Here is a 22,085-nt window from a genome sequence, read left to right as displayed (position 1 = left end):
CAAATTTCGCCGATTTTTCCTTGACAAATCCCCCTAACTTGACCTATAGTAAAAGAATGGGAATCCGTGCCGACATATATAGGGTATTTTAGGGAGTTTGTCGGTGTGTCGTAAGGAAGACTGAAAAGGTTTGTGAACAGTGTTTAAAGGTCGATCGCCTTGAGAAGAAGGGGACAAGGGTACAAGGGAAGGGTTAGAGATAGCGATCGCCAGAAAAGAAAAACAAACGGGGTTTGTGGTTGTTGATTTCTAGGTAGTGGTGGGAGAGGGGGCTGGTGCCAGTCACCAAGAAACTCAGTAGCACTCCTGGCGCTATATGTTCCCATGAGTCAATCCCCAAGACAAACTGGGGAGATTTCCTTAAAATAACAGGTAAGGACTAATCTTCAGAGGAGGAGAACCAATCTCATGAGACTTCTACACACAATGCTGCGGGTCGGCAACTTGGATGAGTCACTGAAATTTTACTGTGATATTCTGGGAATGAAACTGCTGCGGCAGAAAGATTATCCAGGGGGAAAGTTTACCCTAGCCTTTGTGGGATATGGGGATGAAGCTGATCATAGTGTCATTGAACTGACCTATAACTGGGGCGTTGATAGCTATAACCTGGGAGACGCTTACGGCCATATTGCCCTCGGTGTGGATGATATTTATAGCACCTGTGAGCAAATTCGGGCAGCAGGGGGTAAAATTAGCCGAGAACCAGGGCCGATGAAACACGGATCAACGGTGATTGCTTTCGTGGAAGACCCAGACGGGTATAAGGTTGAATTGATTCAACTGGGAACCCAGGGCTCGGCTGAGGCAAGCAAACAGTTAGCAGTAAACAGTTAAGATCTGAACGGTTAAGGTGATCGATTGCCCATAGTAGGATAAAATCCTTGGGGCAATCGGCTCTGGTAGTCCCCAGAAAAATACATCGGCAACATCTTCTATTTGAGAGTGATAATTCCCCGTTCCCTATTTGGTGTCAATAAAAATAAGCAATGCAACCGACCGATCCGAGTAAATTTACAGATAAAGCCTGGGAAGCGATAGTAAAATCCCAAGATGTTGCTCGTCGCTTCCAAAATCAGCATTTAGAAGTTGAGCACGTGGCGATCGCCGCCTTAGAACAAAATGGACTCGCTAATAATATATTAGGACGAGCTGGTTTTAACCCCGAACAGGTCCAACAACAATTAGAAGCCTTCACCAAACGACAACCCCGAGTCGGAACTATTGACCATCTGTACCTAGGTCGTGGGTTAGAATTAATGCTAGATACCGCTGAAGCGACGCGGTCCGCATGGCAAGACCGCTACATTGCTGTTGAACACCTGATTATTGCCCTAGCAGAAGATGATCGCGTCGGTCGTAGGATTTTGGGAAATGGAAACCCCACCAGAGCCACACCAGGAAGACCAGGGTTCGATCGCCCTACCAATGACTCCAAAGCTACAGTCCGGGAGAAACTCGAAGAAGCCATTAAATCCATGCGCGGCAGTGCTAAAGTTGACAACCAGAACCCGGAAAACAGTTATGATGCCCTGAGTAAGTATGGGCGAGATTTAACCGAATTGGCTAAATCTGGGAAACTGGACCCAGTGATCGGACGGGATGAAGAAATTCGCCGGGTGGTGAGTTGTCTGTCCAGGCGAACCAAAAATAATCCGGTGTTAATTGGAGAACCGGGAGTCGGTAAAACAGCGATCGCCGAAGGCCTGGCCCAACGCATTGTTAACGGAGATGTGCCAGAGTCCCTAAAAAACCGCCAGTTGATTTCCCTGGATATGGGTAGTTTAATCGCAGGAGCCAAATATAGGGGGGAATTTGAAGAAAGACTGCGATCGGTATTGCGGGAAGTAACCCACTCTGACGGTCAAATAGTCCTATTTATTGACGAACTCCATACCGTGGTGGGGGCCGGAGCCGGTTCTGGAGGTTCGGGAATGGATGCCGGAAACCTGCTTAAACCTATGTTAGCCCGGGGAGAATTGCGCTGTATCGGTGCTTCTACCGTTGATGAATACCGTAAGCATATCGAAAAAGACCCAGCCCTAGAAAGGCGATTTCAACAGGTCTATGTTGATCAACCTAGTCCAGAGAATACAGTATCAATTCTGCGGGGGTTGAAAGACCGTTACGAACGCCATCACGGGGTCAAAATTACGGATTCGGCATTGGTGGCGGCGGCTATGCTGTCAGCCCGATATATTAGCGATCGCTTCCTTCCTGATAAGGCGATCGACCTAGTAGACGAAGCCGCCGCCCAGTTGAAAATGGAAATCACCTCCAAACCCGTAGAGTTAGAACAAATTGAGCGCCGCCTCATGCAGTTGGAGATGGAAAAACTCTCCGTGGAGGGGGAAAGCCCAAGAAGTACACCTCTACGGCCAGGGGAACAAGATCGAAGTGCTGATATCGGTTTAAATCTGCGTATCCAATCCTTACTCGAAGAAATTAACACCCTCAAAGACAAGCAGAAAACTTTATCATCCCAGTGGCAGGGTGAAAAGGAACTCCTCGAAGCTATTAACCGCCTCAAAGAAGAAGAAGAAAAACTGCGGGTGCAAATTGAACAAGCCGAACGTGCCTATGATCTCAATAAAGCAGCCCAGTTAAAATACGGCCGCTTAGAGACCGTTCACCACGACCGAGAGGCGCGGGAGGCAGAATTGTTAAAATTGCAGGCTCAGGGGTCTTCCTTGCTGCGAGAGCAGGTAACAGAAGCCGATATTGCTGCCATTGTCGCTAAATGGACGGGGATTCCCGTTAATCGCCTGTTGGAGTCCGAACGACAAAAATTATTGCAATTGGAATCCCATTTACATCGCCGGGTAATTGGTCAGCAGCAAGCCGTGGAGGCTGTATCTGCCGCTATCCGCCGCGCTAGGGCGGGGATGAAAGACCCCGGACGGCCTATCGGTTCGTTTCTGTTTATGGGACCCACAGGGGTGGGTAAAACTGAGTTGGCTAGGGCTTTGGCGGAGTTCCTCTTTGACAGCGAGGAAGCTATGATTCGCATTGATATGTCGGAATATATGGAAAAACACGCTGTCTCTCGGTTGGTGGGTGCGCCTCCGGGATATGTGGGCTATGACGAAGGCGGACAACTATCAGAAGCGGTCCGCCGCCATCCCTATTCAGTGATTCTATTTGATGAGGTAGAAAAAGCTCATCCTGATGTCTTTAATATCCTGTTACAAGTTTTGGATGATGGTAGAATTACTGACTCCCAAGGACGGTTGGTCGATTTCCGCAATACTGTCATTGTCATGACTAGCAATATTGGCGGTGAGTATATTCTGGGGGTGGCGGGGGATGACTCTCGCTATGGGGAAATGTCTGCTTTGGTTATGCAGGCTTTGCGATCGCATTTCCGACCGGAATTTTTGAATCGGGTAGATGAAATTATCCTCTTCCATACCCTCAGTAAAGCTGAATTGCGCGATATTGTCGCCATTCAAATGCAGCGCCTCCAAAGACTTTTGGCTGATCAAAAAATTGCTCTGGAGTTATCACCTGCTGCTATTGATCATGTGGCTGATGTGGGTTATGATCCTGTTTATGGGGCTAGACCTCTGAAACGGGCGATTCAACGGGAGTTGGAAAATCCGATCGCTAACCTGATTTTAGAGCAGAAGTTTGTCACGGGCGATACTATTGAAATTAACATGAAAGATGGAACACTGACTTTTGATCATCCCTCCAACACGCCAGAAGCCCAATTAAATCAGGGTGAGTTGGCTATGTTACCAGTGGCAGTCAACAACCCAGGTGATGATAATTAAAATCTTTAAGTGTGCCGTCTCTATCTCGAATTGCCAAGGAAGACTCCCGTGGAAAGCCTAGCAGAATAGCGATAGTGTTAATATCCTGCGATAGGAAGTTAATCATGATCCAGTTAACAGTAGCAATTCCTACCTATAATGGGGAAAACCGGTTGCCAGAAGTGCTCGAACAGTTGCGATGTCAAAGGGGGACCGAAAGCATCCGTTGGGAAGTTATGGTCGTGGATAATAATAGTTCCGATGGTACGGCAGCAGTGGTACAGCAGTTTCAGAAGGACTGGCCCCAAGAAGTCCCCCTGCGATATGTGTTAGAAACTCAACAGGGTGCAGCATTTGCGAGGAAGCGATCGGTGTCTGAGTCCCAAGCTGAGTTGATCGGTTTTTTGGATGATGACAATATACCTGAATTAAATTGGGTAGCTGAGGCGGTTAGATTTTCTCAAGAAAACCCAAAGGCGGGAGCATATGGTAGTCAAATTCACGCCATATTTGAGGTGGAACCGCCCCCTAACTTTAATCGAATTAAACCATTTTTAGCCATTACAGAATTAGGGAAAAATCCGAGGCTTTATAATGCTCGAAAAAATCTCTTGCCTCCATCAGCAGGGTTAGTTATTAGGAGAGAGGTTTGGAGTGAATTTGTGCCAGAACAATGTATTTTGAGTGGTAGAGTTGAGGGCAGTATGTTGACCGGAGAAGATCTAGAGGCTTTATCCTATATTCAACGCAAGTCCGACTGGGAAATTTGGTATAATCCCCAAATGCAGGTCGATCATAAAATTCCTAGAAAACGTTTGGAGATTGAGTATTTGATACCCTTCTTTCGGGGAATTGGATTAAGTCGTTACGTCACTCGTACAGCGGGAGTTAAGCCAATTTTAAAGCCTGTTTTAACGACAGCGTACTTGGCAAACGACTTGCGAAAATTGCTGCTTCACGTCCTCCGTTACGGTGTGTCGGATCTGGATGATATTGCTGCTTGTGAACGTGCGTTATTAATGGGGAGTTTAAACAGCTTTTTTTATCTGTGGTATAACGGTTACTTAAAGCTAGAAAAAAACAGCAACTCTGCTAATACTACTGTCAGTGCAGTTGTTCATGAGTAACCAGAATTTGCTCTCAGCTGGCACTACTCCCTAAGCCAACATCTTAACAGTTTCAATACCTCCAATCTAGTATATCTTATGCTAGGACATCTCAAGTCTTCATTTGGTCCCAGTTATCCCACCAGCTAGTACAAACTTTAGTTATGACCCAGGATTCATTTTCTCTCACGGTAGCTATTCCGACCTACAATGGAGCGCAACGCTTACCCGAAGTATTAGAGGCACTTCGTCATCAAAGCCATAGGTCAAAAATTGACTGGGACATTGTGGTTATTGATAATAATAGCACTGATACAACTCATCAAGTGATTCAAGCTTATCAAAGCAACTGGGAGAAACATTATCCCCTCACCTACTATTTTGAACCCAAGCAAGGACCAGCTTTTGCTAGACAACGAGCAATTAAAGAAGCAAAAGGACTTTATATCGCTTTCCTAGATGATGATAATATTCCAGCAACAAACTGGATTTCCTCTATCTATGAATTTAGCCAAAACCACCCCCAAGCGGGAGCATTTGGCGGACAAATTCACGGCGAATATGAAGTAAAACCTCCTGAAAACTTTAAACAAATTGCCGCATTTTTAGCGATTGGCGAACATGGCAATCAACCCTTTCGTTTTGACCCAGATAATTTAAGATTACCACCGACTGCTGGATTAGTGGTTAAAAAACAAGCCTGGCAAGAAGCTGTTCCGAAAACCCCTCAACTTGTTGGGAGTCAGAGGAATATTTTAGCCCGAGGAGACGATTATGAGTTATTGCTTTATCTACACAAACAAGGCTGGGAAATTTGGTATAATCCCCAGATGCACATTAACCATAAAATCCCCGCGTTTCGATTAGAACGCAATTATTTATTATCCTTAGCGCGCGCCTGTGGTTTAGCAACTTTTCAGTTACGGATGATTAATGCTAAAACCATAGATAAGCCAGTGATTTTTGTCAGGACAATTTTGGGAAATCTCCGCCGTATTATTAAGCAACGACTGAAGTATGGAGAACGGCTGAAAAGTGAACTCATTCCAGCCGTTGAAATGGAATTTTATCGGGGTAGTATGATGAGTGTCTTGGTTTGGCTCAACAATGTCTGGAATGCTAAATTCGGGTCTGTAGAAAAGTCAGAGGATCAATAAAATGCCCCAAATATCAATAATTCTTCCTGCCTATAATGCTGAGAAGACGATTAAGGAAACCATTGATTCAGTTATCAATCAGACCTTTAAGGATTTTGAACTCATTATAATTAATGATGGGTCTACTGATAGAACATTAGATATTATTTCCAGTATTGATGACCCGCGTGTTCAAGTATTTTCTTATCCCAATTCAGGGGCTTCTGTTAGTCGAAATCGAGGATTTTCTAAAGCCAGCGCTCAGTATATTGCTTTCTTAGATGCTGACGATTTATGGACCCCTGATAAATTGGAATTACAATATGCAGCACTTGAAGCAGATCCAGAAGCATCTGTAGCCTATAGCTGGACAAATTATATTGATCAATATGGTGAATTTTTATACCCGGGATTTCATCAAAGCTATCAAGGCGATGTTTATTCCATATTATTAGTTAAAAACTTTCTGGAAAATGGTTCTAATCCTTTAATTACCCGTCATGCTTTATCAGCAATTGGAGGTTTTGATGAGTCTTTAAAGGGTGGGCAAGATTGGGATTTATATTTGCGTTTAGCTGCCCAGTATAAATTTGTTTGTATATCTCAAGCGCAAATCTTATACCGCATATCTGAGCATTCGATTTCCTCTAATATTGAGCGTCAAGAATCTTCCTGCTTATCGGTACTTAACAAAGCGTTTAACAATGCTCCCAGCTCCTTAAAAAATCTGAAAAAGGATAGCCTTTCACACTTATACAGTTATCTAACTTTCAAATCACTTGAATCCCCATTAACGCGGAAAAAAGCCAGGATAGGAGCGAGATGTTTTTGGATGTCTATTTACCACGATCCTGGTTTGATCAAACGTCGCTCACGTATGATGGCTATCGTATTTGTGAAAATCATGGTAGGTCTGATGTTACCCAACGGACAGGCTGAACCTTTACTTAAATTCATTAAAGAATTTCAAGGATTTTTACCCACAACTCATAACTCTAAAAATTGATCTCATTAGCTACATGAGTGGTACTGTCAAAATCTACGCGGTTACTATAATTAGAGATCTACAGCACACCTTCCATGGGTCTCGTTTGATAGCCTCATTTGAGAATTATCGCCTGATCATCCCTTTCCTGGGTCTGATTCATGGGTCTGACGCTACCATATATATCGATTGTCCATGATCCATGGTTGATATACGGAAATCCGAATCATCTCATGGGGGTGATCCATGCCCATGATGTCATGCCGATCGCCCAAGATCAGGAAATGATAACTATCTATATGTGAGAAATAACGCCCATGACCGTACTTGAACAGGGAACAATCACGATCCATACTGAAAATATCTTCCCGATCATCAAGAAATCTCTCTACACTGATCATGAGGTATTCTTGCGGGAATTGGTCTCTAATGCGGTAGATGCGATCGCTAAATTAAAAATGGTAGCCCGCACCGGGGAATATTCTGGGGATATCAGCAACCCAGAAATTACCATTGCGATCGACAAAGACGCTAAAACCCTATCTGTTAGTGATACTGGTATCGGTCTCACCGCCGACGAGATCAAAAAATATATTAACCAAGTCGCCTTTTCCAGCGCCGAAGAATTTATCCAAAAATACCAAGCCACTGACGGAGAATCCATCATCGGCCACTTTGGTCTAGGATTTTACTCCTCATTCATGGTAGCCAAACAAGTAGAGATCGACACCCTCTCCTACAAAGAAGGCGCAGAAGCCGTCCATTGGACCTGTGACGGTTCCCCAGAATTCAAATTAGAAGATTCTGCCCGCACTACCCGTGGCACCACCGTCACCCTCACCTTGATGGATGATGAATTAGAGTATCTCGAAACCAGTCGCATTCAGCAACTCATTAAAACCTACTGCGACTTTATGCCCGTCCCCATTATTATGGACGGCGAAACCATCAACCGCCACACAGCGCCCTGGCGTGAGTCTCCCAATAACCTCACCAAAGAAGATTACTTAGACCTTTATCGTTATCTGTATCCCTTCCAAGAAGAACCCCTGCTGTGGGTTCACCTGAACACTGACTATCCCTTCATTGTTAACGGTATTCTCTACTTCCCCAAACTGCGGCCTGATGTTGATGTGACCCAGGGCAATATTAAACTATTTTGTAATCAAGTTTTTGTCAGCGACCACTGCGAGGAAATTATCCCCAAATTCCTGATGCCTTTGCGGGGTGTAATTGATAGCACCGATATTCCTTTGAATATCTCCCGTAGCGCCCTACAAACTAACCGCACTGTCCGCAAAATTGCTGACTATATCGCCAAAAAAGTAGGCGATCGCCTCAAAGAAGTATATCGAGACAATCGCCAAGAATATATCCGTTGTTGGCAGGATGTTGGTACTTTTATCAAGTTCGGTTCCCTCAATGACGATAAATTTAAGAAACAGGTAGAAGAGATTCTCATCTTCCGCAGCACTTATAAACCCCCCACTGAGTCCGGGGAAGCTCAAACCCCAGAAGTACAAGTCCAAAGCGAAGATGGGGATGTTTGGGAAGAAGTGAAAACCGAGAAATCCTTTAGCACTGATGAACAGGGACGCTATTATACTACCCTCAGTGAATACCTAGAACGCAATAAATCCCGCCACGAAAATCGGGTTTTTTACTGCACCGATGAAGCTGCCCAATCTACATACATAGAACTGCACAAAAGTCAAGGTTTAGAAGTGCTATTCCTCGACTCATTTATCGATACCCATTTTATCAGTTTCTTAGAGCGGGAACACTCAGAGGTTAAGTTTTTGCGGGTAGACTCAGAACTTGATGAGACCCTCATTGAAAAAGATAAGCCAGCCGAAATTGTTGACCCCAAAACTAATAAAACCCGCAGCGAACAAATTAAGGAGTTATTTGAGAAGTCCCTCAATAAGCCACGGGTGAATATTCGCACCGAATCCCTAAAATCCGAGGATACCCCGCCCGCCATGGTTTTACTACCGGAAGCCATGCGCCGTTTACAGGATATGACCGCCTTATTGCAACAGCAGAAAGCTGATTTCCCCGAAGACCATATTTTACTGGTAAATACCGCCCACCCTCTCATTCAAAATCTCACTAATTTAAGTCAGGGTAGCATTATTCAAGCAGGCGGTTCTTCCCCCTCGGAAGAGTTGGCAAAAATGATTTGTCACCATGTTTATGACTTAGCATTAATGGCTCAAAAAGGCTTTGATGCTGAGGGAATGAAGGATTTTGTTGAACGTTCTAACCATGTTTTAACTCGGTTAACAGAACGCGCCATGTAAACATTTAGGGGACAATTCACGAATTGTCCCCACCGTCAATTGTCTTGATAGGGGGAATTTGGTTACATATCCTGGTCATGATCACACCGAAAGGTTAAAATCTTTAATAAAGCCGGATTAGATTTAACCAACCCTATGGATACAAAAGCATTTAGACGTTCACTCCAACAGTCAGACACCTACCACCGCAAAGGCTTCGGTCATCAGGAAGAGGTGGCGGGGGTTATGGACAACGCCTACCAAAGTAGCTTAATTCAACAAATTAGACAAAATAACTATATCCTTACCCAGGGTAATGTGACCATCCGGTTAGCAGAGGCTTTCGGCTTCTGCTGGGGGGTTGAAAGGGCTGTGGCTATGGCTTACGAGACTCGCCAACACTTCCCGACTGAAAGAATATGGATCACTAATGAAATTATCCATAATCCCTCAGTTAATCAACATTTGCGGGATATGAATGTTGAGTTTATCCCGGTCAATGACTCGGACAAAGATTTTTCGGTGGTGGGTAGTGGTGATGTGGTCATCCTTCCTGCTTTTGGCGCTAGTGTTCAGGAAATGCAAATCCTGAATGATAAGGGGTGTAAAATTATTGATACTACCTGTCCTTGGGTTTCTAAGGTTTGGAATACGGTAGAAAAACATAAGAAAAAACAGTACACCTCAATTATTCATGGTAAATATAAGCATGAAGAAACTGTGGCTACGAGTTCCTTCGCTGATAAGTATTTGGTGCTGTTGAACTTAGCCGAAGCTGAATATGTGGCTGATTATATCCTTACTGGTGGCAACCGTGAGGAGTTTTTGGCTAGGTTTGCTAATGCTTATTCGGCTAATTTTGACCCAGATCGGGATTTGGAATCTGTCGGTATCGCTAACCAAACTACTATGTTAAAAAGCGAAACTGAACAAATTGGGAAGCTGTTTGAACGGACGATGATGCAAAAATACGGCCCGGCAAATCTCAATGAACATTTCCAAAGTTTCAATACTATCTGTGATGCTACCCAGGAACGTCAGGATGCGATGATTGGGTTATTAGAAGAAAAGCTGGATTTAATGGTAGTGATTGGCGGTTTTAACTCTTCTAATACTACTCACCTGCAAGAGATGGCGATTGAACGGGGTATCCCTTCTTATCATATCGATAGTAGCGATCGCATTCTTGAGGGGAATAAAATTGAACATAAACCCCTTAATAAAGACCTGGAAATTTCTGCACAATGGCTACCAGAAGGAGAAATTATTGTCGGTGTTACCTCTGGTGCATCCACTCCTGACCGCGTGGTGGAAGAGGCAATTCAAAAAATCTTTGCCCACAAAGCCCTAGCGGTGACAGTGTAGTTATCATATCCCCCCTTGGGCATAATTTGCGGATGCTCCGGTAGGTAGAAATGCTGTAAATGTTATGCGATCGCCAAACCGGAGTATAATCAAAAAATACGTTGTTCCTATCATAATTTGGAGGAAATAAAACCATGACTTTGCGATTAGGTGATACCGTCCCTAACTTTACCCAATCCTCTTCAGAAGGAGAGATTAACTTCTATGATTGGGCGGGGGATAGCTGGGTTGTCCTGTTCTCCCATCCAGCGGACTATACCCCTGTTTGTACTACTGAATTAGGCACTGTTGCTAAACTCAAACCAGAGTTTGATAAACGCAATGTTAAAGTAATCGCCCTCAGTGTGGATGATGCGGACTCCCATAAAGGTTGGATTGGTGATATCAACGAGACTCAGCAAACTAATATTAACTACCCGATTTTAGCTGATAGCGATCGCCAAGTATCGGATCTTTACGATATGATTCACCCCAACGCTAACGCATCTTTAACCGTCCGTACTGTTTTCGTCATTGACTCTAACAAAAAGTTACGCCTGACCCTAACTTATCCCCCTAGCACCGGACGTAATTTTAGCGAAATTTTGCGGGTGATTGACTCCTTACAACTCACCGACAACTACAGTGTGGCTACCCCTGCTGATTGGCAAGATGGGGAAGATTGTGTAATTGTTCCCTCCCTCAAAGATCCGGAAGAACTCAAACAGAAATTTCCTAAAGGTTACAAGGAAATTAAGCCCTATTTACGCATGACTCCTCAACCTAATAAGTAGGATATTTAACCTTTGAAAAGTAGGGGATGAGTGGATGGATTTATAATTGCCATAATCTTGATAATCTCTCATCCCCGAATTATCACAAGACCAACATTTAAAAAATTTGCGATGGATATCAAACGTGGCTTTGTAGAAGCTGTAGGAAACACTCCCTTAATCAGATTAAATAGTTTTAGTGATGAGACGGGTTGTGAAATTTTAGGAAAAGCAGAATTTTTAAATCCTGGCGGTTCTGTTAAAGATAGGGCGGCTTTATATATTATCGAAGATGCCGAAAAAAAAGGTTTGCTAAAACCCGGCGGCACAGTGGTAGAAGGTACGGCCGGAAATACAGGTATTGGTCTAGCCCATATTTGTAATGCTAAGGGCTATAAATGCGTGATTGTGATACCTGAAACTCAATCTGTAGAAAAAATGGAAGCCTTGAGAACTTTGGGCGCTGAAGTGCGCGCAGTTCCCGCTGTTCCCTATAAAGACCCTAACAATTATGTGAAATTATCGGGACGTTTGGCGGCGGAAATGGATAATGCCATTTGGGCGAATCAGTTTGATAATTTAGCTAACCGAGAAGCACATTATCAAACCACTGGACCAGAAATTTGGTCTCAAACTGATGGCAAAATTGATGCTTGGGTGGCGGCTACAGGTACGGGGGGAACCTTTGCGGGGGTGTCTCTGTTTTTGAAGGAAAAAAACCCGAATATTAAAACTGTGGTGGCTGACCCAATGGGTAGTGGTTTATACAGTTATGTGAAAACTGGTGAAATTCAACCCCAGGGAAACTCAATTACTGAGGGAATTGGTAATAGTAGGATTACTGCTAATATGCAGGATGTTCCTATTGATGATGCTATACAAGTTGATGACCAGGAGGCGGTGCGCGTGGTTTATCAACTCTTAGAAAAAGATGGGTTATTTATGGGGGGGTCTGTTGGTATTAATGTCGGTGCGGCGATCGCATTAGCTAAACAAATGGGACCCGGACATACCATTGTTACTGTCTTATGTGATGGCGGCGGACGTTATCAATCTAAACTCTACAATAAACAATGGTTGGCTGAACGGGGACTATTACCCGTCAGTTAAAATTTACCCTCATGGGGAATGGGATTAGCTAGTCAGTCCTATTCCCTATCTTTTCACGACTATCAATAAATGTACTTTTGGCGATCGCTATAGTCACCGCTTGGCTGATTTTTGCCCCTTCTGGCGTGAGATTTTCCACTCTATAGATACATTTAGGAATCAGTAAGGTTGAAACTCCCGCCGCCTGTAATGCTGCGGCTTCCGCGACGCTGGGGGTGGCGGTTTTTTGCTGTACTACCATGGAAGGATTGGGAACCTTGACACCCTGCAATTGTTGGGGTGAAAATGTCTGTAAAATCCAGTGGCGATCGCTACATAATTCTACTAACCCTGGTTCATCAGCCTTTCCGTCTATGGTAGCAATCCCAATGATAGCATCTTCCGCTAATTGATGTTCCTGAAATACCTGTTTAATAGCGGTTTCTATCACGGGTTTGGGAGTGTGACGTTGACAACCTATACCTACCCACAAAACCTTCTGAGACGACGACAATTTTTTTAGCCACAGGTTTGTCATTAATTCACAAAAGGGATGATTATATCTACTTAAACCGTCATTTTAGCAAACCTTCATCATGACCAACCTCCGTTAAGTGAAATGACGACGAAAACGGCGATCGTGATAATGGAGTTTTTTCCGATTACACTCCCAGCAGAGGGTCTGTAAATTACTCAGGTCATTACTTCCCCCCCTAGCCAATGCAATAATATGGTCAATAGTTAGCCGCGCCTCTTTATTAGTTTTTCCGCAACTTTGACAAGTAAAATTATCTCGTTCATAAACATATTTACGAACAGCCGGAGGGAAAGGAATGCGGGGTGTTTTACTCATGTTTATTTCCTGGTTTGGGGTTCCTATAGCCAACAATCAACGGGGGGGTTAGCTTCAGCCAGATACCAGCATAACCAACCCCTACAAAACTTTTACTCGCTCATCACCGGACTTTTCTCTGTTGGTGTAAACTCAGCATCAAAGATTTCTGGGGAAGTCTCCTGCTCATCCTCAATATTATATGATGGTTCTGTAAAAGCTGGTTGTTGGTAATTGAAAACCGGATCAAGGTCTGTATCCTTAATAGCAGGTAATTTACCCCGTCCTAAACCCATAGCCACCAAACAATCATTAATCGCTATTACTGAGTTATTATAAGCATCAATTGTCTGCTTAATTTTTTCTTGTAATTGATGATTATGCTCCAGCTTTTCTTCCGCTTCCTGTTCCAAGGTTTTAGCTAGATTAGCTCGTGCTGTCTCGTATTGAGAAAAAATCGTCTGAGATTGATGTTTAGCGCCCACCTGCAAGTTATCATTGATAGTCAGATTAATCACAGTCCGAAAATGGCGGAGAACTGTTCTTTTAACCTTTTTCTCAAAGTCAATTTTCAGCAGTTGACGAATAGCGGGTTCCGCTTCAACCATCCCTTGATAATCAGCACTATTACAGGCTTCCCGTAACGTTTGACGTAGTTGGAAATGGGGGACTGTTCCCTCTGCATAAAACTCTGGAGTTTCTCGCACATAAGCACCGCATTCGGTGTTAGCCGCACTAATTACAGCATCATGAACTTTACGCTGAAGTTGATTTAAGGTAGCATCAATACCGCCATCATTACCCAACAGACGATATAGGCGATGGTAAAAGTCAGCTTGATGGACTTGTTCAGTTAACTGTTGGAAAAAGTTAGCCACCAAGGTCTCACAGCACTCTACTAGAGTGACTTTTAAATCATCCGATAAGCTATAAAAAGCCTCCGCTAATATGGCTAACAGAGGAACTACAGCACTATTGGGGTGGTTACTTTGAGCGCTTTTGTAGGCTTCACCTACCGAGAATTTTTGAATCAGTGTATCTAAACGCTCAATCATCTTTCTTTGTAAGTTCCGAAAATCTCGATCATAAATAGCATTCTCGTTACTAGCTACAGTTTGATTAAGATGAGCCTTAATATACTGCTCAAATTCGTCACCTATGGTTTTTAAGTCTTGGCTAAGTTGTCGTAATTGTAAATCCTTAATTGCATCGATTTCTTTAGGTTGATTTTCTAAATCCCACCAGTTTTGCAGATAATAAGACCTTAACGAAATGCAGACAGGTCGGAGGTCTTCTGCTAAGGCTTGAAAAAGCTGGGGTCGGCGGTCTTCGGTGAGATAGCGGGTGATATCATCACGAAACTGATCAATCCCACTATCAAGAACTAATTGCTCCATCAAATTATAGCCGTGAGCATTCAGAATTTGTAGATACTTTTCTTGATGGGTTTCCGCATAACCTATGGCTGGAGTAATGGGAAAGCTACTCCGGGAAAGTTGACCAGAAGTGAAAAAGTAGTTATTAAATTCTACTATAAATTTAGGGGTCTCTTCCGCCTCTTGATGAGAAAGATTACCTTTGGCAAAAATTGAATCTAAACCCCAGCGATCGCTACCATGAGTTTGACGGATTAACTCCCCATAAAACCCTAATAATCCACTGGTTTTATAAACGCGATCGCTACTGCTGAATTGAGTATTTAGATGACGGTTTAAACAGTTTTTAAGCTGGTCATCATACCAAGTCGCATCAATATAATTGAATACATAAAAAACGCGATCGCGAATCCCAGAATTATTCTGAATGCGTTCTAATAACTGAGTCTCTTCTGAGGTCAGTTCCCCATTAGCTGCTGTTTTAAATACACAGACCACCGCCGAGGTATCAGAATGCTCAATTTTATCATAAGCAATCTGTGTATCTCGTTGGACAGGTGCATCAATTCCCGGCGTATCAATAATTACATTACCATCTTCTAAGAGGGGATGATGGCAGTAATATTCTATCTTTTTAATAACTGCACTATTTTGACTACGACGAGCATATAAGGAGGCTGAATCAACACCATTATCAGCGAGTTCTCCCATAGATAAAATCGTGTTATTATTGGCGTTGATTTTATCCCGATTCGCTACAAAACCAGCTAACAATTGTTCCAAGGCTTTCGCTCGTTTGGCGCGCTGATTCCGACTTTCCCCCCCCTCTTGTTCATAGAGTGTTTTCGCCGCTTCCTGGAGTCGTTTCGCTTCCTCTATTTCATGAAGATTCCCCGGAGTCGATAACCCCAATGTTTGACAAAGTTCGTGGACTTGCTCCCGAATTTCTACTTCACTTAAAAAGGTCAGCACCACCTTTTCATCTGATGGAGTAGCAGCATATTCAATATAGCAAATAGTACCCGTGGCGTGTCCCTGAGCGCTATACAGCAATTCTCGCCCTAAGAGAGCGTTAATTAGCATCGATTTTCCCGCACTAAAAGCGCCAGCAAATACAATCTCAAATCTTGGAGAAATTGCCTTTTCTAATGACGTTCGGACTGCTGATAAATCCTGCGATCGCAAAGATGATTCCTGCAATAATAGCTTAATTACACTATTGACTTGCTGATCCAAATTCTGGCATTGCGGAATATTCACAGACATGATCTGTACCATCCTTTAATATCTTAAAATCGTCCCCGCTAACTACAGCATCATTTTTAGCTATTCCCGAAAAGATTTTAATTTTTTTGGTCTGACAATTACTAGCCACACCAACACCGACTCCCACCATTGGGGAAGCCTGAATCCAGCCACTGTAGTCAGCCAAGACCCTGACACATTATTCTAGGATAAATAGGAGATTCAGTCAACCCCTTAAAATGGTAGGTTTTCCCCTTCCTAAGCAGTGGCTAGTAGCTTAATTATTCATCATCCGTGTTTATACAGATTGAGATTAATTGAATATGAAAAAAGTGGGGATATTGTTAATTAATCAATAGGAGTAAACCATCACTTTAAATCCAGGATTCCCTGAGTTTTGAGTTTAGGGTTAAAGCGGATTTCCTCCTGTAATCCTCGTTTTTCCAAGGCAGATAAAATATTTGCCTCTACTCTTTTGGCGACCGTTTTAAGCAGTTTATCCTTGCCAATTTCATCAAGACTATCAAACTTAGCCACTTCGTCCGAGGTCATTTGTGGCTTGACATCAATAGGTTGATTCCAGCGATCGCTATATTCAGCATTACCAGGAGGAACCGAACCATTTTCAGCTATCCAACCATCGCGAATTGCCTCTAAAAGGGTCTTACTAGGGCGATTAATAGTTTGTACTTTCAGCCAATAGCACCCTTCTGGTTGACGCACTAAATGCTGTTTTATGCTTTGGAAAACATCACGAGAATAGCCTACATATTGTAAAACCTGTGATTGATTAAAAATGGCATAAACCCCGATTTTTCCGGATAAGGATTCTGGTAATTTTCCGGAATCATCCAGATAGGCAATAAATTCCAGACCACTAAGGGGAATTATCTCAGTTGAGGAAGTCATAATTGATTAATTTTGTGCAAGAAACAACAATACCACCAGCCACCGGGCTAGGGCTATAAACAGAGACATTTAAGCCATTAAACTCGACGATAGATAGCACAGAGGCGACTAGGTTTAAAAATCTTCGCCTGGAACATATAATTAGGCGGAACATTCACAATGATATAATCATCGGAGTGATAATATTCTTCTAGTTCCGGTGGCATTCCTTTGGGGGTATTAATGCTGTAGGGGACAGGTTGAAAGAGCAACTCAGTAAATTCTACCCCATCTCCTTGAGTTTCCTGTCTCATCTGATTGATAAATGTATCACTGGTTAGGAGAGTAAACAGTATGGATTTGGCTGATGGTTCTAGGGTAAAAGAGCCATCAAAATTTTCGATAACTTTTAACTTCATAACTCCCATTCAAGGCTAGTTGAGCAATAACAGGTAATCTTCCCGTTGTTGACTGTATATTCTAAACCACTAGGGGGGATATTCCCAAGGGTATAATTGCCCAAAAACTGGAAAATCTGGAGACGGAAAAGATATAATCTCAAAAATATTGCCTACGTTGCTGACAGTTTGCGTTAGCATGACTCTATAACAGTTTTCTCCAAAATAGCGACAGCCATGCAAACGACAGAACCCTCGCCCCCAACCTCTGAAAATCAGCGAGATTGGCTCAAAATTGCCGAATATGTATCTGTGGTCGCCTCTGGGGTGGGTTCGCTGGTAGCAGCGATTATATTTCGCCCCCTGTTACTGGCGGCGGCTCCTTTAACTGTGGCTGTAGCGCTGAATATAGTCAACCGCCAACGCTTTGAGCAACAAGTTAAACAGAGTACGGATGCAGCGATCGCTGATGTTCGTGGGGTGGTAAAATCCCTTTATGATCAGGTTCAGATGTTACCAGGACCGACAGAGGAAAATAGTGACCTAGATCAAATTACAGATGTGCTGACGGAATTACAAAGGGTAACTCAGCGTTTGGAACAAAACGCTTTGCGTCATGAGGATTGGGAAGTGATGAATGTTCGGTTTCGGTTGATGGAAAATACCATCAATGATATGAAACAACATCCACCTGCTACCGTTTCGGAGCATTTATCCCAACCCCCTTTATCTCACGGAAACTTGATTAAAGTAGAACAACAACTAGGGATTATTTACCAACAGGTGAGGGAACTGCAAAACCAGAATAGAGAGATTGTTAAACCTTATTTAAAACGTCTGACTGTCGCGGTCAAAAAACTACAACAAGGTAACAATATACTGAGCTAGTTTAACGGTACTCATCACCGCAGTCGCCAATAATTTCAAATAGGTTTTGTCCTCGATTAGTGACTTGATGAATTTGTTGGCGATCGCTTTCATCTAGGCTGAAATCGAAGACCTTAGCGTTCTCATCAATATGCTGAGAAATGCTCAACCGCGCTCCCACCATGGCTCCCGCCACCGTAGGCTGTTCGAGGATATAGCGAACCGCGACATTAGAAATAGTGACCCCATGGCGATCGCCAATGGATTTTAACACAGTCAGCAACTCTTGAAATAACTTCCAGCCTCCCCAAGCATCAATCATATTTTTATATTTTTTGAGGCTAACAGTTTTTAACATCATAGCCATAGGTTCAGGCTTCCCTAAATACTGTTCCGATAAGAACCCACCACAGAGAACCCCATAGGGAAGTAATTTAATATCATGGGTTTTACATAAGTCTACCATAGCCACCAAAGGACGGCGATCGACTAGGGAAAACTGCACCTGATTAGAGACTATTTTAATCCCATTTTCGACAATAATCCGCAAATGTTCAGTATCAAAATTAGTCAAAGCCAAATGCTTAATTTTCCCCTCGGATTGTAGAATAGTCATCTGTCGCAATGCTTCCAAATAGTTATCATCGCGATAATCCCACCAGTGAAATTGAAGCAAATCCAGACAATCCACATTCATTCTCTTGAGAGAAATATCAATATTTTTCTCAACAATATTCCGAGTCATTTTTTGAGGTCTAGGAACCCACTTAGTAAACGCCTGAATAGTTGCTAAGGCTTCCTGACCGCGAGAATTAGCCATTTGTCGTCTAAATTCCCCGATGAAATCTTCAGCAGGTCCATAATGATCCGCCAGATCCCAAGTAGTGTAACCAGCATCATGGTATTGAAACATGGTTTCGATCGCCACCGGGGGATCAATGCGTCCATGATACCCAGAAACCTGCCACATTCCATTTAAGATACGACAGATATTGAGGTCTTCGGTAAATTGGAATCGAGAAGATGATGTTAACATAGCCAATGATTCAAGTTCCTTTTAAGGTTTGCTATCCCCTGAATGGGTCATTTTTATGGGAAAAGTGGGTAATTGCAAAAGACCCCTTGATCTTTTCTGATTAACTTGCCATGATGATAACAGAAAGGCACATTACGAGGGTTTCAAAAGGCGAGAAGCTAAGTGTTTATGGGAACACGGCACTTCTGGCCTCTTTTTTTTTGGCGGTAACTTATGGTTATTGAGAAAAAGTGGGTAATTGCAACAGACCCCTTGATCTTTTCTGATTAAGTTGCCATGATGATAACAGAAAGGCACATTACGAGGGTTTCAAAGGGTTGGGAGATAAGTGTTTATGGGAGCACTGCACTTCCGGCCTTTTTTTTTGGCGGTAATTTGGAGCGATCGAGAAAAAGTGGGTAATTGCAACAGACCCCTTGATCTTTTCTGATTAAGTTGCCATGATGATAACAGAAAGGCACATTACGAGGGTTTCAAAGGGTTGGGAGATAAGTGTTTATGGGAGCACTGCACTTCCGGCCTTTTTTTTTGGCGGTAATTTGGAGCGATCGAGAAAAAGTGGGTAATTGCAACAGACCCCTTGATCTTTTCTGATTAAGTTGCCATGATGATAACAGAAAGGCACATTACGAGGGTTTCAAAGGGCTGGAAGCTGAGTGTTTATGGGAGCACTACAACTTCTAGCCTTTTTCTTTTGGGGATATGGTGAGGCTCGACTATTGGGGAGGTTTCTATAGATTAATCGTGATCAATAGCGGTTCTCAAAGTCTGACAAAAACTGGCGATCGCCTCTAATCCCTGTTCGGGGGAACCCGCCGCCAGTCGATTCACAAAAGCACTTCCCACAATCACAGCATCAGCACCCCAAGACCGGACTTGTTTGGCGTGTTCTGGTTGAGAAATACCAAACCCGACACCAATAGGCTTATCGGTGAGAGAGCGCATTTGTTTAAGTAAATCCTCAACCCGGGTCTGAACCTGCGATCGCATTCCAGTAACTCCGGTAACACTGACCAGGTAAATAAAACCCTGGGACTGACGAGCGATCGCCTCAATGCGATCGGAGGAACTGGTAGGAGCCACCAACAACACCAATTCAATCCCCTGTTCTTTAGCTGGATATAAGAGAATATCAGCCTCTTCTAGGGGTAAATCTGGAACTACTAACCCCTTTACCCCAGCATCCTTAATCTGTGCGAGAAACTCAGGAATCCCCCGATACAGAATGGGATTGTAATAAGTAAATAAGATAATCGGAGCCTTGATGGTAGGGCTAACAGTTTTCAGCATCTCCAAAACCCCATCTAGCCGAGTTCCCCGATTTAAGGAACGGGTAGCAGCAGCTTGGATAACTGGACCGTCAGCCAAGGGGTCAGAGTAGGGAACCCCTAACTCGATCAGGTCTGCTCCATTTTGATCTAAAATCTGGAGGGCTTTAGCGGTAGTATCTAAATCAGGATCTCCGGCTGTGATAAATGGAATCAGCGCACATTGGCGGCGATCGCCATTAGCTGGACTCTCAGAGCGCAACTTTTGGAAACATTCAGAAACTGAAATCATTTCAAACTCGAATATGTGGGGATAGTCCGGTTAGCTTTTTGATTGCTCATCTACAGACCCAGACTCCCGATGGACAGGTTTTTGCTGTTTTTCTTGGTCAACTTCAGCCTGAAGTTGTTGGAGTTGTTCCGGTGTCATTTCCGCTATGCGCTTCTCAATCACCGCTTCCTTGTAATCTTTGAGCTGTTGATTATAGGTCATGGTCTGGGTGACGGCGCGCCATAGGTAGGTGAGTAGCCACAGGACTAACCCTCCCACCAAGATCGCCTGACTCCAAATTCCCGCTTTGCTACTATCAAAGCCTGATAACTGAAAAACCCAGTACAACAGACCTCCGGCTACAAAAATGCCAATCCCAATCCCAATTACATCAATTCGTCGCATCAGCTTTCAATTTGTCGGGGTTGGGGACGAAAATTTAGGAACGGTGACAGCAAAATCAGTCCTGGAAATAAAAAGAAAACCAGAAAGTACATCAGTAACCGCTCTACGGAACCAGCTACATACCAGCGAGTTTTCAGGTAAAAGTACAAAGCCCCTGGGGCTACCACTAGGTAGGTGCCACCGAGAATAACATACAGTAACAGTGTAATCAGCATAGTTGGGTGATCCGACAATCCAACGACAGTCTTTATAATTAAACCGCGAAAAGTGACCAGTGACCAGTTTTGCTACGTCACCAATGACCAGCGATCGGGTCATACATATTTGTAGGCGCGGGTTTACGCCGGGTATATGATATTACAGATAGGCTCTATGAGGCTCTCCCACCACTGGCGATCGCTCCCAGTTTTCCCTGATCTCCAAAAAATTTGGGAAAATAGTTGCCAAAATTCCAGAAAGATGCTCAAATATAGATCGTGCTTTTAAACAAGCGACCTGGGGGCGTGGCGGAATGGTAGACGCTACGGACTTAGAAAACTGAGCCTTGGGGTGAGAAATCCCTCAAGTGACTGCTCTCAAACTCAGGGAAACCTAAATCTGTTCGCAGACAAGGCAATCCTGAGCCAAGCCCTTGAAGGGGTGAAGGAAATATATAATTTCTGGAACTTCTTTATGCGAAGGTGCAGAGACTCGAGGGGAGCTACCCTAACGTTAAGCCGAGGGTAAAGGGAGAGTCCAATTCTCAAGGCAATTAGGCGCGGATCAACCTACCTGATGCTGTAGCGAAAGCTGCGAGAGGATGAAAATCCGTTGACCTTCACCGGTCGTGTGGGTTCAAGTCCCACCGCCCCCACTATCATCAAACCCTTATCCGCAGTGCGATAGCGGGAATTTACTTAACCCAATAGTCGTACCGTCACGCTCAATATGCACTCCATTCAGTCTTAGCACACGGGACAATTGGTGCATATCCCCTAGCAACAAATCTTAATTATTGACGGGTTAATCAATAAGCACAACTTAATCAAT

At 43.6% G+C, this 22,085-nt stretch carries 21 protein-coding genes; 10 read left to right on the top strand and 11 right to left on the bottom strand.

Annotated features, from left to right (window positions below):
* Positions 1-193: 193 nt before the first annotated feature.
* Positions 194-340 carry a hypothetical protein gene (locus tag P5674_RS12400; RefSeq protein WP_157888703.1) on the bottom strand — a complete coding sequence of 49 codons (147 nt, stop codon included), beginning with the start codon at positions 338-340 and terminating at the stop codon, positions 194-196.
* Between the two features lie 68 nt (positions 341-408).
* Here P5674_RS12400 and gloA point away from each other — a divergent pair, with 68 nt between their 5' ends.
* The 9 genes from gloA to P5674_RS12355 all read left to right on the top strand — a co-directional run bounded on the left by gloA (position 409) and on the right by P5674_RS12355 (position 12,491).
* Entirely contained in the window at positions 409-837 is a 429-nt protein-coding gene (gloA, locus tag P5674_RS12395) for a lactoylglutathione lyase (protein ID WP_006618934.1), read from the top strand.
* 152 nt (positions 838-989) lie between these two features.
* Entirely contained in the window at positions 990-3,776 is a 2,787-nt protein-coding gene (gene clpB / locus P5674_RS12390) for an ATP-dependent chaperone ClpB (protein WP_006618935.1), read from the top strand.
* Positions 3,777-3,880: 104 nt separating this feature from the next.
* Positions 3,881-4,882, top strand: coding sequence for a hormogonium polysaccharide biosynthesis glycosyltransferase HpsE (hpsE, locus tag P5674_RS12385; protein ID WP_006618936.1), 1,002 nt, complete (start codon positions 3,881-3,883; stop codon positions 4,880-4,882).
* A gap of 143 nt (positions 4,883-5,025) precedes the next feature.
* Positions 5,026-6,018, top strand: coding sequence for a hormogonium polysaccharide biosynthesis glycosyltransferase HpsE (gene hpsE, locus P5674_RS12380; RefSeq protein WP_006618937.1), 993 nt, complete (start codon positions 5,026-5,028; stop codon positions 6,016-6,018).
* Position 6,019: 1 nt separating this feature from the next.
* The gene (locus tag P5674_RS12375; protein WP_006618938.1) at positions 6,020-7,003 is read left to right on the top strand and encodes a glycosyltransferase; all 984 of its coding nucleotides are present in this window, start codon (positions 6,020-6,022) and stop codon (positions 7,001-7,003) included.
* 296 nt (positions 7,004-7,299) lie between these two features.
* Positions 7,300-9,285: a molecular chaperone HtpG gene (htpG, locus tag P5674_RS12370; protein ID WP_006618939.1), complete on the top strand. Its 1,986-nt coding sequence runs from the start codon at positions 7,300-7,302 to the stop codon at positions 9,283-9,285.
* A gap of 135 nt (positions 9,286-9,420) precedes the next feature.
* Positions 9,421-10,629, top strand: a complete 1,209-nt coding sequence (locus P5674_RS12365) for a 4-hydroxy-3-methylbut-2-enyl diphosphate reductase (protein ID WP_006618940.1) — start codon at positions 9,421-9,423, stop codon at positions 10,627-10,629.
* A 134-nt stretch (positions 10,630-10,763) separates the two neighbouring features.
* Entirely contained in the window at positions 10,764-11,402 is a 639-nt protein-coding gene (locus P5674_RS12360; RefSeq protein ID WP_006618941.1) for a peroxiredoxin, read from the top strand.
* 111 nt (positions 11,403-11,513) lie between these two features.
* On the top strand, positions 11,514-12,491 hold the full coding sequence (locus P5674_RS12355; RefSeq protein ID WP_006618942.1) for a cysteine synthase A: 978 nt from the start codon (positions 11,514-11,516) through the stop codon (positions 12,489-12,491).
* Positions 12,492-12,519: 28 nt separating this feature from the next.
* Here P5674_RS12355 and P5674_RS12350 read toward each other — a convergent pair whose 3' ends face one another.
* The 6 genes from P5674_RS12350 to P5674_RS12325 all read right to left on the bottom strand — a co-directional run bounded on the left by P5674_RS12350 (position 12,520) and on the right by P5674_RS12325 (position 17,230).
* Positions 12,520-13,008 carry a cobalamin biosynthesis protein gene (locus tag P5674_RS12350; RefSeq protein WP_050856777.1) on the bottom strand — a complete coding sequence of 163 codons (489 nt, stop codon included), beginning with the start codon at positions 13,006-13,008 and terminating at the stop codon, positions 12,520-12,522.
* Between the two features lie 72 nt (positions 13,009-13,080).
* Complete coding sequence (locus P5674_RS12345) at positions 13,081-13,323, bottom strand: HNH endonuclease (protein WP_006618944.1); 243 nt, start codon at positions 13,321-13,323, stop codon at positions 13,081-13,083.
* 92 nt (positions 13,324-13,415) lie between these two features.
* Positions 13,416-15,944 carry a dynamin-like GTPase family protein gene (locus P5674_RS12340; protein ID WP_035737234.1) on the bottom strand — a complete coding sequence of 843 codons (2,529 nt, stop codon included), beginning with the start codon at positions 15,942-15,944 and terminating at the stop codon, positions 13,416-13,418.
* Positions 15,895-16,110, bottom strand: coding sequence for a hypothetical protein (locus P5674_RS12335; RefSeq protein WP_231852191.1), 216 nt, complete (start codon positions 16,108-16,110; stop codon positions 15,895-15,897). The genes P5674_RS12340 and P5674_RS12335 overlap by 50 nt, the downstream gene beginning before the upstream one ends.
* Before the next feature lie 182 nt (positions 16,111-16,292).
* A complete protein-coding gene (locus P5674_RS12330; protein ID WP_014275569.1) occupies positions 16,293-16,832 on the bottom strand; it encodes a GIY-YIG nuclease family protein in 540 nt (179 codons plus the stop codon).
* Between the two features lie 77 nt (positions 16,833-16,909).
* Positions 16,910-17,230, bottom strand: coding sequence for a hypothetical protein (locus tag P5674_RS12325; RefSeq protein ID WP_006618947.1), 321 nt, complete (start codon positions 17,228-17,230; stop codon positions 16,910-16,912).
* Positions 17,231-17,446: 216 nt separating this feature from the next.
* On the opposite strand from P5674_RS12325, the gene P5674_RS12320 reads away from it, so the two are divergent.
* Positions 17,447-18,097 (top strand): hypothetical protein, encoded by a 651-nt coding sequence (locus P5674_RS12320; RefSeq protein WP_006618948.1) that lies wholly within the window; start codon positions 17,447-17,449, stop codon positions 18,095-18,097.
* Position 18,098: 1 nt separating this feature from the next.
* Here P5674_RS12320 and P5674_RS12315 read toward each other — a convergent pair whose 3' ends face one another.
* The 4 genes from P5674_RS12315 to ndhL all read right to left on the bottom strand — a co-directional run bounded on the left by P5674_RS12315 (position 18,099) and on the right by ndhL (position 21,271).
* A complete protein-coding gene (locus tag P5674_RS12315; protein WP_062945765.1) occupies positions 18,099-19,112 on the bottom strand; it encodes an aldo/keto reductase in 1,014 nt (337 codons plus the stop codon).
* A gap of 738 nt (positions 19,113-19,850) precedes the next feature.
* The gene (trpA, locus tag P5674_RS12310; RefSeq protein ID WP_014275566.1) at positions 19,851-20,672 is read right to left on the bottom strand and encodes a tryptophan synthase subunit alpha; all 822 of its coding nucleotides are present in this window, start codon (positions 20,670-20,672) and stop codon (positions 19,851-19,853) included.
* Positions 20,673-20,702: 30 nt separating this feature from the next.
* Entirely contained in the window at positions 20,703-21,056 is a 354-nt protein-coding gene (locus tag P5674_RS12305; protein WP_014275565.1) for a DUF3007 family protein, read from the bottom strand.
* Positions 21,056-21,271: an NAD(P)H-quinone oxidoreductase subunit L gene (ndhL, locus tag P5674_RS12300; protein WP_006616115.1), complete on the bottom strand. Its 216-nt coding sequence runs from the start codon at positions 21,269-21,271 to the stop codon at positions 21,056-21,058. Before ndhL ends, P5674_RS12305 begins: the two co-directional genes overlap by 1 nt.
* Positions 21,272-22,085: the final 814 nt, after the last annotated feature.

This window comes from Limnospira sp. PMC 289.06 (assembly GCF_032350395.1).
GTDB classification, from domain to species: domain Bacteria; phylum Cyanobacteriota; class Cyanobacteriia; order Cyanobacteriales; family Microcoleaceae; genus Limnospira; species Limnospira platensis.
The sequence above is the reverse complement of the archived record's forward strand: the minus strand, read 5'-3'. Positions and strand labels throughout refer to the sequence as shown.